Raw genomic sequence first — 13,538 nt, forward strand, 5'->3', positions numbered from 1 at the left:
TCAGGACTCCTTCACCGAGGTGTCGACGAACGGCGGCTTGACCAGCTGGAAGATTTCCCGCCGGCCTCGGATGTCCACGCCGACCTGCGCGTCCTCGGCGACCATCACCGGGATCAGCGCGAGGCCGATGCCCTTCTTCAGGGTCGGCGAGAACGTGCCCGAGGTGATGTCGGCCAGGGGCACGTCCGGCGTGAGCGTGACGGACATGCCGGGCCGCGGGATGCCGCGGCCCACGGCGACGAGCCCGCGGAGCCGACGCGCCGGTCCGTCCTCACGCACCTGCATGACCGCCTCGCGGCCCCAGAAGGACTCCTTCTTCCAGCCCACCGCCCACGAGAGGCCCGCCTCGACGGGATTGGTCCGGAGGCTGATGTCCTGACCGTGCAGCGGGTAGCCCATCTCGGTGCGGAGCGTGTCGCGAGCACCGAGGCCGCACGCGGTGATGCCCCACTCGGCACCGGCCGCCATCAGGTCGTCCCACAGCCGGCCGGCCGCCTCGTTGTCGACGACCAGCTCATAGCCGCGCTCGCCGGTGTAGCCGGTGCGGCAGACCACGACGCCGAGGCCGTCGCCGTACTCCGCCTCCACGAACGACATGTACGCGTGTCCCACCGGCAGGCCGACCCGCGCGAGCACCTCGTCGGACCGCGGACCCTGGACGGCCAGCACGGCGCGGTCCTCGTGCTGGTTGACGACCTGCACGCCGTCCGGGGCCGCCGCCTGCAGCCGGGACACCACCTCGGCGGTGTTGGCCGCGTTGGGGATCAGCAGCACGTGCTCGTCGTCGTGCCAGTAGGCGATGAGGTCGTCGACGATGCCGCCGGACTCGTCGAGGCAGAGGGTGTACTGCGCCTTGCCGGGCTCGATCTTGGCCAGGTCGTTGGACAGCGTCGCGTTGACGAACTCGGCGGCGCCGGGACCCGAGACGATCGCCTTGCCGAGGTGGCTCACGTCGAAGACGCCGACGGCCTCACGGACCGCCGTGTGCTCCTTGACGACGCCGGTCGGATACTCCAGCGGCATCGACCAGCCACCGAACTCGGCGAGCTTGGCACCGAGCGCCTCGTGACGGTCGTGGAGGGGCGACTGCTTGAGCGTGGCGGCCATGCGGCGAAACCTACCCCAGCGGCCACCGGCCGGCGCCTCGCCTAACATGCCGAGGTGACCACGTACTCGCTGCGCAGCGCCAGTCCCGCCAAGACCAAGGTCGACGCCGTCGTGGTGGGAGTGGTCGCCGACAAGGCCGGTCCCCGGCTGTGCGAGGCGGCACAGGACGTCAGCGGGGCCTACGGCCGCCGCCTGGGCGCCTTCTTGTCGACGATGGGGGTGACCGGCAAGGCCGGCGAGGCGGTCCGCACGCCCAGTCCGGACGGGGTGAGCGCGCCGCTCGTCGTCTTCGTGGGCCTCGGCGACGACGAGACCGACGCGGTCGCCGTACGCCGCGCCGCCGGCGTCGCCGCGCGCAACGTCAGCAACGCCGCGTCCGTCGCCCTCGCCCTGCCGAGCGGGACTCCCGAGCTCGTCGCGGCCGTCGTCGAGGGCCACCGGCTCGGCGGCTACACGTTCACCGCCTACAAGTCCACCAAGAGCGAGTCCACCGACGCCAACGACGTCGTGGTCCTGACCTCGCTCGCCCGCCGCCCGGAGGCGGCGGCCGCGCTGGAGCGCGCCGAGGTGCTGGCCGACGCCGTCGCCCTGTGCCGCGACTGGGTCAACACCCCGCCCCGGGACTGCACTCCCCCGCTGCTGGCCGAGCTCGTCACCGCCACGCACAAGGAGGTCACCAAGGGCCGCGGAGCGCCCAAGGTGAAGCTCGAGATCTTCGACCACGAGCAGCTGGCCGAGATGGGCTGCGGCGGCATCCTCAGCGTCGGCGACTCCTCCGCCGCTCCCTCGCGGCTGGTCAAGCTCACCTGGGCGCCGAAGAACGCGGTCACCCACCTGGCCCTGGTCGGCAAGGGCGTGACCTTCGACTCCGGCGGCCTCACCATCAAGCCGTCGTCGAGCATGCTCAACATGAAGAGCGACATGGCCGGTGCGGCCAGCGTCGTCACCGCGACCCTCGCGATCGCCCGCCTCGGCCTGCCGATCAAGGTCACCGCGTTCGCGCCGATGGCCGAGAACATGGTCTCGGCCACCTCCACCCGACCCGGCGACGTCATCACGATGCGCAACGGCACCACCGTCGAGATCGCCAACACCGACGCCGAGGGTCGGATGCTGCTCGGCGACGCCCTGTCCCTGGCCGTGGAGGAGCAGCCCGACGTCGTCGTGGACATCGCCACCCTGACCGGCCACATGCAGCTCGCCCTGGGCGACAAGGTCGGCGCCGTGATGGGCACCGACGACCAGGTGTCCGCCGTCCTCGCGGCCGGCAGCGCGGCCGGCGAGCAGCACTGGGCGATGCCGATCCCCGAGGAGATGTCAGAGCGGATCACCAGCTCCAAGGTCGCCGACCTGCTCCAGCACGACTGGGTGCGGTGGGGCGGTGGCCTCTACGCCGCGGCGTTCCTCCGCGAGTTCACCGGCGGCCTGCCGTGGGCGCACCTCGACATCGCCGGCAAGGAGATGAACACCGGCGGGCCCTACGGCCACGTCCCGTCGGGGGCGACCGGCTTCGGGGTCACCACGCTCGTGCACCTCGCGCGGTCGCTGGCCGGCGAGGTGTAGCAGTCAGGGCCGGCAGTCAGGGCGGGGCGCGAGCCGCTCCAGGACGCCGTTCAGAGGCTGCCGCTGGCCTTGCGGCGCCGGTTGTAGTCCCGCATCCGCTGCGGGACGCCGACCACCGCGGCGTCGTACGACGGCACGCGGTGGTGGTTGGCGAAGTCGTGCGCCCACTTCACGCTGGGCACCCGCCGACGGGTCCACTCGCCGTCGTGGGCGACCAGCAGGAGCGTCACGTCGCTGACCGCGGTGCGCGGCTCGACGAAGCCCTCGACCCCCTGGCGGGTGCTCACGAAGCTCTCGAGGTGACGCACGTCCTCGCCGTCGGCGGCACGCACTCGGGTGGAACCGGTGCGCGCGGCATCCTGCGCCGGACGACTGGTGCGCCCCGAGCGCCGGAAACGATCGAACAGACCCATGGCGGACATTGTGCCGGGCCACTCCTCGCCGCGCGGCACATCCGGCCGATCCGGCTGACCGCGACCCGGTGTGGACAGCGGTGCGGGGAGTGCAAAGATGGTCGCGCCCGGAATGCTGGAAGCGATGTGGAGGGAAGTCTGTGGCGGACGGTGAGTTCGACGTCCTCGTCCTCGGAGCAGGATCAGGCGGCTACGCCTGTGCTCTGCGTGCGGCCCAGCTCGGCCTGAGCGTCGCGCTGGTCGAGAAGGAGAAGGTCGGCGGCACCTGCCTGCACGTCGGCTGCATCCCGACCAAGGCCCTCCTCCACGCCGCCGAGGTGGCCGACTCGGCCCGCGACGCCGCCCGGTTCGGCGTCAGCGCGAGCCTCGAGGGCATCGACATGGCGGGCGTCAACGCCTACAAGGACAAGGTCGTCGAGCGGCTCTTCAAGGGGCTCACGGGTCTCGTCAAGTCGCGCGGCATCACGGTCATCCAGGGCACCGGCACCCTCACCGGCCCGCGCGAGGTCACCGTCGACGGCACCGCGTACACCGCCCGGCACGTCGTCCTGGCCTCCGGCTCCTACAGCAAGACGCTCCCCGGCCTCGACGTCGACGGCGAGCGCATCCTCACCTCCGAGCACGCGCTGCGGCTCGAGCGGGTGCCCGCCTCGGTGGTCGTGCTCGGCGGCGGCGTCATCGGCTGCGAGTTCGCCAGCGTGTGGAGGTCCTTCGGCGCCGAGGTCACGATCGTCGAGGCACTTCCTCGGCTCGTCGCCGCCGAGGACGAGGCCGCGTCCAAGGCGCTCGAGCGCGCGTTCCGCAAGCGGGGGGTCAAGGCCCTCACCGGCACGCCCTTCCAGAGCGTCAAGACCACCGACACCGGTGTCGCGGTGATCGTGGAGGGCGGCGACGTCCTCGAGGCCGAGGTGCTGCTCGTCGCGGTCGGGCGCGGGCCGGCGACCGACGGCCTCGGCTACGCCGAGCAGGGCGTCGCGATGGAGCGCGGGTTCGTGCTCACCGACGAGCGCTGCCGCACCAACGTCGAGGGCGTCTACGCCGTCGGCGACATCGTCCCCGGGCTGCAGCTGGCCCACCGCGGGTTCCAGCAGGGCATCTTCGTGGCCGAGGACATCGCCGGCCTCGACCCGCGGCCGGTGGACGACGCCGGGATCCCCCGTGTCACGTACTCCCACCCCGAGATCGCCTCGGTGGGGCTCGACGAGGCCAAGGCCCGCGAGCTGCACGGCGACGCCGTCACCACGGTCACCTACGACCTCGGCGGCAACGGCAAGAGCCAGATCCTGCAGACCCAGGGCTTCGTCAAGCTCGTCGGCCTCACCGACGGCCCCGTGCTCGGCGTCCACATGGTGGGCGATCGCGTCGGCGAGCTCATCGGCGAGGCGCAGCTGATCTACAACTGGGAGGCGTACGCCGACGACGTCGCGCCGCTCGTGCACGCCCACCCCACCCAGAACGAAGCGCTCGGCGAGGCCCACCTGGCCCTGGCCGGCAAGCCGCTCCACGCGCACTCCTGATCCACGTCACTCCACACCCCACACGCGAGCGAAGGAACCACATGGCCTCCGAAGTCACCCTCCCCGCACTCGGCGAGTCCGTCACCGAGGGCACCGTCACGCGCTGGCTCAAGCAGGTCGGCGACACCGTCGCCGTCGACGAGCCGCTGCTGGAGGTCTCCACCGACAAGGTCGACACCGAGATCCCCTCGCCCGTCGCCGGCACCCTGCTGGAGATCAAGGTCAACGAGGACGACACCGTCGAGGTCGGCGCGGTCCTGGCCGTGGTGGGCGAGGAGGGCGAGTCCGCTGGTGACGCGTCCGGGTCGGCCGAGCCCGAGGCTCAGCCGCAGGACGAGCAGCAGTCGGAGAAGAAGGCCGAGCAGGAGGAGCAGGTCGCCGAGGAGACCGGCGAGCTGCCTCCGGGCGACTCGACCCCCGAGTCGGAGAAGGCCGACGCCCCTGCGCAGCAGGAGCCGGCCGCCGAGGAGGCCGCCAGCGGCGGGTCCGGCGGCGGGTCCGGCACGCCGGTGACCCTCCCCGCGCTCGGCGAGTCGGTCACCGAGGGCACCGTGACGCGCTGGCTCAAGCAGGTGGGCGACGAGGTCGCGGTGGACGAGCCGCTGCTGGAGGTCTCCACGGACAAGGTCGACACCGAGATCCCCTCGCCGGTCGCCGGCACCCTGCTGGAGATCAAGGCCAACGAGGACGAGACCGTCGAGGTCGGCGCCGAGCTGGCGATCATCGGGTCGGGCGACTCCGCCCCGTCGCAGCCGCAGGCCCCCGAGGCGCAGCCCAAGGACGAGGAGCAGGCGCAGAAGAAGGCCGAGCAGGAGGAGCAGGTCGTCGAGGAGACCGGCAGCCTCCCGCCGGGCGACGAGACGCCGGAGTCGGCCAAGCAGGACTCCCCCGCCGCGCAGGGCGACCAGCAGGGCGGCCAGCAGGGCCAGCAGCAGGCCGAGCCGCGCGCGCTGGGCGAGGCGCCGTACGCCCCGACCGCCCAGGGCGAGCCGGAGCCGCAGCGCACCGACGCCGCCGCCCAGGCCCCGGCCCCCGCCGCGGCTGAGGGTGGCCGCGACCAGACGGCGTACGTCACGCCGCTCGTGCGCAAGATGGCCGAGCAGCACGGTGTGGACCTCGGCTCGGTGCAGGGCACCGGTGTCGGCGGCCGCATCCGCAAGCAGGACGTCCTCGACGCCGCGCAGGCCCAGCAGCAGGCACAGCAGCAGGCACAGCAGCAGGCACAGCAGCCCGCCGCCCCGGCAGCGGCACCGGCCGCGGCAGGCGCCGCCCCGGCAGCCGCCGCTCCGTCGTCGGCCTCGCCGTCGCCGCTGCGCGGCACCACCGAGCCGCTCTCGCGACTGCGCAAGGTGATCGCCACGCGCATGACCGAGTCGCTGCAGGAGGCCGCCCAGCTGACCCAGGTCACGGAGGTCGACGTCACGGTCATCGCGCGGATGCGGGAGGCGGCTAAGGCCGACTTCCTGGCACGCGAGGGCGTCAAGCTGACCTACCTGCCGTTCTTCGCCAAGGCGGCGATCGACGCGCTCAAGGTGCACCCCAAGCTCAACGCGGCCATCGACACCGACAAGGGCGAGGTGACCTACTTCGACCGCGAGAACATCGCGTTCGCGGTGGACACCGAGAAGGGCCTGCTGACGCCGGTCGTGAAGGAGGCGGGTGACCTCTCGATCGCCGGCCTGGCGAAGAAGATCGCCGACGTCGCCGGTCGCACCCGCACCAACAAGATCACGCCCGACGAGCTGTCCGGCGGCACCTTCACCATCACCAACCTCGGCAGCTTCGGGGCCCTGTTCGACACCCCGATCATCAACAAGCCGCAGGTGGCCATCCTCGGTCCGGGTGCCGTGGTGAAGCGCCCGGTCGTGATCGACGACCCCAACCTGGGCGAGACGATCGCGGTGCGGCACATGGTCTACCTGTCGCTGACCTACGACCACCGGCTGGTCGACGGCGCCGACGCGGGCCGCTTCCTCCAGGAGGTCAAGAAGCGCCTCGAGTCGGGCCAGTTCGAGATCTGAGTCCCGTCCCACGACGCCCCGTCCGCCACGTGCGGGCGGGGCGTCGTCGTACGCGGACGAGGGGAGCGTCACCCGAAAACCTGGAGCGCGATGTCGGTGACAGCACGTAACGTCTGGTGCTTGTGACGGTGACCGAGACGAAGACCCCGACGGCACCGCCCACCACGACCGCCGCAGGCGCGCTGGCCGCCGGTCGCGCCCCCGTGGACTGGCGACGGGTGCGCCGTCCGCTGACCTACCTCTGCTTCACCCTGTCCCTGCTGGGTGCCGTCGCGGCCTCGCTGGGCTCGATGGTCGCCGGCCGGCTCGCCGAGGACGCCACCGGGACGCTGCTGGCGCTGCTGGCGCTGTGCGTCGTCGGGGGCGCCGTCATCGACACCGTGGCCAAGACCATGTGGGCCACCGTCTGCGACCGGGCCGAGGGCCAGCTGCGCTCCGACCTCCTCGACGCCGCCATGGCCCAGCCGCTGTCCGAGCTCTCCGAGCAGGCGGTGGGCGAGGTGCTCGACCGCATCGACGACGACACGTGGGAGGTGGGCCAGCTCATGCGCTGGGGCGTGTGGCAGGCCGCGCGCACGCTGCTGGCGTCCGGTCCGCTGTGGGTGGTCGCGTCGCTCACCTGGTGGCCCGCCGCTTTCCTGTTCCCACTCACCGCGCTCGCCACGTTCCTGTTCATCCGCCGGCTGCTGCCGCAGGTCGCGCTCAAGAAGGTCGTCGAGGAAGCGGCCTGGACCGACCACGCCGCCTCCACGGAGGAGGGCGTGGCCGCGCGCGACGACCTCCGCACGTCGCTGGGCCAGGCCCACGTGCTGCGCCGCAACGCCCACCTGGCGTCGGTGGTGCACCGCACCCTCGACGCCGTGCTGGCGGTCGAGGTGCGCATCACCCGCCGCAGCGGCGGGCTGCTGCACGGCGCCCTGGCCGCGGTGGGCGTCGGCGGGGTCGCGCTCGTCCTCGCCGGCGACCTGTCCACCGCGCGGCTGGTCACCCTGTTCCTGGTCACCACGATGTTCGTGGGCGGCGTCGACATGCTCGCCCGCCACCTGCCCGACCTGCAGGAGGGCTTCGGCGCAGTCCTGCGGCTGCGCGCGATGCTGGCCTCGCCGGCCGAGCCGACCGGCGGCCTCTCGGTGCCCGAAGGTCCGCTCGACGTGGAGTTCCGCCACCTCGCCTTCGACTACGGCACGGGCACGTTCGCGCTGCGCGACGTCGACCTGCTGCTGAGCGCCGGGCACACGTGCGCCCTCGTCGGGCGCACCGGCTCCGGCAAGTCGACGCTGGCCTCGCTCCTGTCGCGGGCCGTCGAGCCGCCACGCGGCTCGGTGTTCCTCGGCGGCGTCGACGTGCGCGACCTCGACCTGCAGCAGCTGCGCGCGGCCGTCGGTGTCGTCACGCAGCGCACCGAGGTGCTGGCCGGCACGCTCGCCGAGAACATCACCCTGTTCGACGACGTGCCGCGCAGCACCGTCGAGGCGGCCGTCGCCGAGCTCGGCCTGACCGACTGGGTGGCCGGGCTGCCCGAGGGCCTCGACACCGTGCTAGGCCCTGGCGGCACGAGCCTGTCGGCCGGTGAGGAGCAGCTGGTCGCCTTCGCACGCCTGCTCGTGCGCGACGTCAGCGTGGTCGTCCTTGACGAGGCCACCGCGCGCATGGACCCGGTGACCGAGGCGCGCGTGGTCCGCGCCGCCGACCGGCTCATCTCCGGACGCACGGGGATCCTGGTCGCCCACCGCCTCTCCACGACCGAGCGCGCCGAGCAGGTCGCGGTGCTGGAGTCGGGCCGGGTCGTCCAGCAGGGCCCGCGGGCCCGTCTCGCCGCCGAGCCGGGGCCCTTCCGCGAGCTGCTCGAGGCCGCCGCCCACGAGGCCGTCGTGGAGGAGCACCACCACGACGACACGGTCATCGGGTCCGTGCGGCGCAGCACCACTCCCCCGCCGCGGCCCGAGCTGGCGCCGACGCCGAGCCTGGCCCGGGCCGTCCTCCACACGATCAGCATCCAGCCCCAGTGGGGGTTGCTGGGCGCTCTGCTGTTCCTGGCCGCGTCCCTGACCGGGGCGTTCGGCGCCGTCACCGGCTGGGTCTGGGGCCACATCGTCACCGAGCTGCAGGAAGGCCAGCGTCCCGGACTCCTGGTCCTGGCCCTGGTTGCCTCCCTCGTCGTCGCGCCGTTCCTGCTGTCGCAGGCCTTCCGCACCTACCCGCACTGGTGGGTCGAGGTCCGGCTGCGGGTGCGTGCGGCGGTGCTGCACGGCCAGACCTCCCAGCGCCGGCTGGTCCGCACCCCGCCCGGGGAGGTCGTCGCCCGCACGATGGACGCCGACCGGCTGGCCCGCTACACCGACCGCTGGGTCGACTTCGTCAACGGCCTGCTCGTGGCCCTGATCACCGCTCTCATCGCGCAGACCTGGGTCGCCGGCGCGGTCCTGCTGACCGTCATGGTCGTCTCGGCGCTGGCCTCGACGCTCGGGCGCCGCGTGGCCGGTCGGTCCGCGGCCGCCGCCTCGACGGCGCGCGCCCGGTTCGGGCAGTCCCTGGTGTCCGCGCTGGAGTCGGTGCGCACGGTCAAGCTGGCCGCCGCCACGCCCCAGGTGCACCAGCACCTGCGCGACGTCGACGGCGGGCGGGTCGACGCCGCCGTGCGTGAGCACCGCGTGCAGGCCCTGCTCGACGGGGTGCCCATCGTGATGGTCCAGTGCGGCGTCGTCGCCGCTTGGGCCGGGCTGCTCACCGGACACTGGGAGCTGGCCACGGCGCTACTGATCGCCAACGCCGTGAGCGGGTTCGACTGGTTCGGCCGGGTGGCCGGCTCGGTGGTCACGGAGGCACCGGGCGTCCGCGCCTGGATGAACGCCACCAGCGAGCTCGCGGGCGGCGGCGACCTGATGGACCTTCCGCCGGGCGTCGACCTCGTCCGTGGCACCGGCCCCACGCCCGCCGCCGGCGAGCGCGAGCCGCTGCGCACGCTCACCGTCCGCGACCTGTCCGCGGTGCACGACGACGGCACCCTGGGCGTCCAGGGCGTCGACCTCGAGGTGCGCGCCGGGGAGCTCGTGCTGCTGCTGGGCCAGGTCGGCTCGGGCAAGTCCAGCCTGCTGAGCGCGCTCGCCGGCCTGGTCTCGACCACCGGCGAGATCCGCTGGAACGACCGCGTCGTCAGCGATCCCCAGACCACGCTGCGACCCGGCCGCGTCGCTCACGTCGCACAGGTGCCGCGGGTCCTGTCGGGCACCTTCACCGGCAACGTCGCGCTCGACCACCCCGACCGCGCGGTGCTGCCCGCGCTCGAGGCGGCACGGATGGGGCGCGACGTGGCCGAGGCCGGCGGCCCGGACTCCCTCGTCGGGCACCGCGGCGTACGCCTGTCCGGCGGCCAGGTGCAGCGCCTGGCCCTGGCCCGCGCGCTGGCGACCGAGTCCGACGTGCTGCTCGCCGACGACGTGTCCTCGGCGCTCGACGCGACCACCGAGATCGAGCTCTGGAAGGCGCTCCGCGCCCGCGGAGCGGCCGTCGTCGGCGCCACCAGCAAGACCGCCGCGCTGGCGCAGGCGGACCGCGTCGTGGTGCTCGACTCCGGCCGGGTCGTCGACGAGGGCCCGTGGCGCGACCTCGCGACCCGGTGGGCGCACCTGGCCGGCTGACCGCCCTTCGCAGGGCGCTCAGGCTGCTTGGCGCGCATGGTTGGGTGGTGGCATGCGCGTCGTCATCGCCGGAGCGTCGGGCTTCCTCGGCACCCACCTGTCCGAGCACCTGCGGGTGCACGGGCACCAGGTGACCGCCCTCGTCCGGCGCGAGCCGACCTCACCGCACGAGTCGCGCTGGGACCCCGGAGCAGGCACCCTCGACGCCGCGGTCGTCGCCCGGGCCGACGCCGTGGTGAACCTGGCCGGAGCGAGCATCGCCGGCAACCCGCACTCGCGCCGCTGGACCACCGAGGTGCTGGAGTCGCGGGTTGCCACCACCCGGCTGCTGGCCACCACCATCGCCGCCAGCGAGCGTCCGCCCGCCTTCCTGGCCGGCAACGGCATCGGCTGGTACGGCGACCACGGCGACGCGGTGGTCACCGAGGACTCCGCCAGCCTGGGCGACGCCTTCCTCACCCGGGTCACCCGCCAGTGGGCTGCAGCGACCGACGCGGCCCGCGAGGCCGGCGCGCGCGTCTGCGTGCTGCGCACCGCACCGGTCATGGATCGCACCTCTCCCCCGCTCAAGCAGCTGCGCCTGCTCTTCAAGGCCGGCGGCGGCGCCAGGCTGGGGTCGGGACGGCAGTACATGCCGATGGTGTCGCTGCGCGACTGGGTCGGCGCGGTGAGCTACCTCCTGGAGTCGCGCGACGTCTCCGGCGCGTTCAACCTGTGCTGCCCCCGCACCCCGACCAACGCCGAGTTCACCCAGGCCCTCGCCGCGGCGGTGCACCGCAAGGCCTTCCTCGCCGTGCCCGCCGCCTTCATGCGAGCCGCGGCCGGCGACCTGGCCCCCGAGCTGCTCGGATCGGTCAACGCCCGCCCGGCAGCGCTGGAGCGCGCCGGCTACGACTTCGAGGACGAGGACGTGCGCGAGGTCCTCGCCGCCGCGCTCGCCTGATCGCGCGCCTCCAAGACTTGCCACCCGTCGCCCGCGCGCACCAGCACGACCCGGCGCGTGGACGCCCGGTCGGCCGGCAGCGCCACCGGGGCCGGCCCGCCGACCGCGCGTCCCCCGACCACCCGGTCGGTGACCACCAGCACCAGGCGCGCCGCCGAGCGCTCGACGACCCGCAGCGCCAGCAGCTGCGTGGTGAGCCCCTGCACGGTGAGCCCGCGCCGGCGGTACCGCTCGAGCAGGCGCACGTCGGCGGCACCCGTCCTCGAGCCGTCGGCGTACAGCTCGCGCAGCGCGGCGGCGTCACCCGCCGCCCACGCGGCCGCACGTCGCGCGTCCCACGCCGCGAGGACCGCCGCGGGTCCCGAGGCGCTCGGGCGCGACTGCGCCGCCGGCGGCCGCGCGGGCGCTTCCTGGCGCGGGACGCTCGGGTCCGCTCCCGCGAGCGCGACCACGAGGGTCGCCGCCACGCAGGCACAGGCGGCCGCGGTGAGGGCGGGCAGCAGGCGTCGCGGGTCCACCTCGCCACCTTCGCCGATCCGCGCCGACCGTGTCGGTGCTCATCCACAGCCCGGCCGCGCGAGGCGGGGGCGTAGGCTCGCGCCATGCCGCTGGACTTCGAGGTCGCCGGTCTGGGCGACGACGCCGTCGACTACTCCGCCGCCTGGGACCTGCAGCGCCGGGTGCACGAGGACGTGGCCGCCCGAGCGCGACCCGACACCGTGCTGCTGCTCGAGCACCCGCCCGTCTTCACCGCCGGCAAGCGCACCGACCCGCACGAGCGGCCGCTGGACCCCGGCGGCGCCGCCGTCATCGACGTCGACCGCGGCGGCAAGATCACCTTCCACGGCCCCGGCCAGCTCGTCGGCTACCCCATCGTGACGCTGCCCGAGCACGTCAAGGTCGTCGACTACGTGCGCCGGCTCGAGGAGGCGCTGATCGCGGTCTGCGCCGACCAAGGGGTGCCCACCGCCCGCGTGCCCGGGCGCAGCGGCGTCTGGCTGCGCGCCGACGAGCGGGGACCGGAGCGCAAGATCGCCGCGATCGGCATCCGCGTCAGCCGCGGCGTCACCATGCACGGCTTCGCCCTCAACTGCGACGTCGACCTGGGCTGGTACGACCGGTTCGTGCCGTGCGGGATCGCCGACGCCGGGGTCACCTCGCTGTCGCAGGAGCTCGACCGGCCCGTCACCATCGGCGACGTGCTGCCGAGCGTGCGCCGGCACCTGTCGACGTACCTCGGCTGGCAGCCCTACGTCCCCACCCCGGACTACGAGCCGCGCCCCGAGCCCGGCCGCGGTCCGCGCATCGAGCTCGTCCGACCGTGAGTTGGGAGCGTCTGACCACCGTCGTAGAGTGAGGCGTGTGACGACCGCTCCCGCCCCCGAAGGACGCAAGCTGCTCCGACTGGAGATCCGCAACGCGGAGACCCCGATCGAACGCAAGCCGGAGTGGATCAAGACCCGGGCGAAGATGGGACCGGAGTACACGTCCCTGCAGAGCCTCGTGAAGTCCGAGGGCCTCCACACGGTCTGCCAGGAGGCGGGCTGCCCCAACATCTACGAGTGCTGGGAGGACCGGGAGGCCACGTTCCTCATCGGCGGCGACCAGTGCACCCGCCGCTGCGACTTCTGCCAGATCGACACCGGCAAGCCGCAGGCCCTCGACCGCGACGAGCCGCGCCGGGTCGCGGAGTCGGTGCAGAAGATGCAGCTCAAGTACGCCACCATCACCGGCGTCGCCCGCGACGACCTCCCCGACGGCGGCGCGTGGCTGTACGCCGAGACGGTGCGCGCCATCCACGAGCTCAACCCGGGCACCGGCGTGGAGAACCTCATCCCCGACTTCAACGGCAAGCCCGACCTGCTGGCCGAGGTCTTCGAGTCGCGTCCGGAGGTCCTGGCGCACAACGTGGAGACCGTGCCGCGGATCTTCAAGCGCATCCGCCCGGCCTTCCGCTACGACCGCTCGCTCGACGTGATCACCCAGGCGCGCGACTTCGGCCTGGTCACCAAGTCCAACCTCATCCTCGGCATGGGCGAGACGCGCGAGGAGGTCAGCCAGGCGCTGCGCGACCTGCACGAGGCCGGCTGCGAGCTGATCACCATCACCCAGTATCTCCGCCCCTCGCCGCGCCACCACCCCGTGGAGCGCTGGGTCAAGCCCGAGGAGTTCGTCGAGCTCAAGGCCGAGGCCGACGAGATCGGCTTCGCGGGCGCCCTGTCCGGGCCGCTGGTCCGCTCGTCCTACCGCGCCGGCCGGCTGTACGGTCAGGCGATGGACGCCCGCGCCGCCGCGGCCGTCTGAGTCCTCCCGCTTCGTTCCACCACGCCACCTGA

At 73.5% G+C, this 13,538-nt stretch carries 10 protein-coding genes; 7 read left to right on the forward strand and 3 right to left on the reverse strand.

The features are described 5' to 3' along the window. Positions 1-1,107, reverse strand: a complete 1,107-nt coding sequence (gene gcvT / locus J3P41_RS16345; protein WP_210651490.1) for a glycine cleavage system aminomethyltransferase GcvT — start codon at positions 1,105-1,107, stop codon at positions 1-3. Positions 1,108-1,161: 54 nt separating this feature from the next. Between gcvT and J3P41_RS16350 the strand changes: the two genes are divergently transcribed. Next, positions 1,162-2,670, forward strand: a complete 1,509-nt coding sequence (locus J3P41_RS16350) for a leucyl aminopeptidase (RefSeq protein WP_210651491.1) — start codon at positions 1,162-1,164, stop codon at positions 2,668-2,670. A 50-nt stretch (positions 2,671-2,720) separates the two neighbouring features. Here J3P41_RS16350 and J3P41_RS16355 read toward each other — a convergent pair whose 3' ends face one another. Beyond that, on the reverse strand, positions 2,721-3,083 hold the full coding sequence (locus J3P41_RS16355) for a hypothetical protein (RefSeq protein WP_246862348.1): 363 nt from the start codon (positions 3,081-3,083) through the stop codon (positions 2,721-2,723). Positions 3,084-3,223: 140 nt separating this feature from the next. On the opposite strand from J3P41_RS16355, the gene lpdA reads away from it, so the two are divergent. From lpdA to J3P41_RS16375, 4 genes are all read left to right on the forward strand, one after another. Then, positions 3,224-4,600 carry a dihydrolipoyl dehydrogenase gene (gene lpdA / locus J3P41_RS16360; protein WP_210651492.1) on the forward strand — a complete coding sequence of 459 codons (1,377 nt, stop codon included), beginning with the start codon at positions 3,224-3,226 and terminating at the stop codon, positions 4,598-4,600. 41 nt (positions 4,601-4,641) lie between these two features. Beyond that, positions 4,642-6,621 carry a 2-oxoglutarate dehydrogenase, E2 component, dihydrolipoamide succinyltransferase gene (gene sucB, locus J3P41_RS16365; protein ID WP_210651495.1) on the forward strand — a complete coding sequence of 660 codons (1,980 nt, stop codon included), beginning with the start codon at positions 4,642-4,644 and terminating at the stop codon, positions 6,619-6,621. Between the two features lie 128 nt (positions 6,622-6,749). Beyond that, entirely contained in the window at positions 6,750-10,259 is a 3,510-nt protein-coding gene (locus J3P41_RS16370) for an ABC transporter ATP-binding protein (protein WP_210651498.1), read from the forward strand. Positions 10,260-10,311: 52 nt separating this feature from the next. Continuing rightward, entirely contained in the window at positions 10,312-11,202 is an 891-nt protein-coding gene (locus J3P41_RS16375) for a TIGR01777 family oxidoreductase (protein WP_210651500.1), read from the forward strand. Here J3P41_RS16375 and J3P41_RS16380 read toward each other — a convergent pair. Continuing rightward, positions 11,148-11,720 carry a hypothetical protein gene (locus tag J3P41_RS16380; protein WP_210651501.1) on the reverse strand — a complete coding sequence of 191 codons (573 nt, stop codon included), beginning with the start codon at positions 11,718-11,720 and terminating at the stop codon, positions 11,148-11,150. The two genes, J3P41_RS16375 and J3P41_RS16380, sit on opposite strands and share 55 nt — an antisense overlap. An 84-nt stretch (positions 11,721-11,804) precedes the next feature. Between J3P41_RS16380 and lipB the strand changes: the two genes are divergently transcribed. Further along, positions 11,805-12,527 (forward strand): lipoyl(octanoyl) transferase LipB, encoded by a 723-nt coding sequence (lipB, locus tag J3P41_RS16385; RefSeq protein WP_210651503.1) that lies wholly within the window; start codon positions 11,805-11,807, stop codon positions 12,525-12,527. A 37-nt stretch (positions 12,528-12,564) separates the two neighbouring features. After that, the gene (gene lipA, locus J3P41_RS16390) at positions 12,565-13,506 is read left to right on the forward strand and encodes a lipoyl synthase (protein ID WP_210651505.1); all 942 of its coding nucleotides are present in this window, start codon (positions 12,565-12,567) and stop codon (positions 13,504-13,506) included. Positions 13,507-13,538 lie beyond the last annotated feature (32 nt).

It is taken from the genome of Nocardioides sp. SYSU D00065, assembly GCF_017916425.1.
Taxonomy (GTDB): domain Bacteria; phylum Actinomycetota; class Actinomycetes; order Propionibacteriales; family Nocardioidaceae; genus Nocardioides.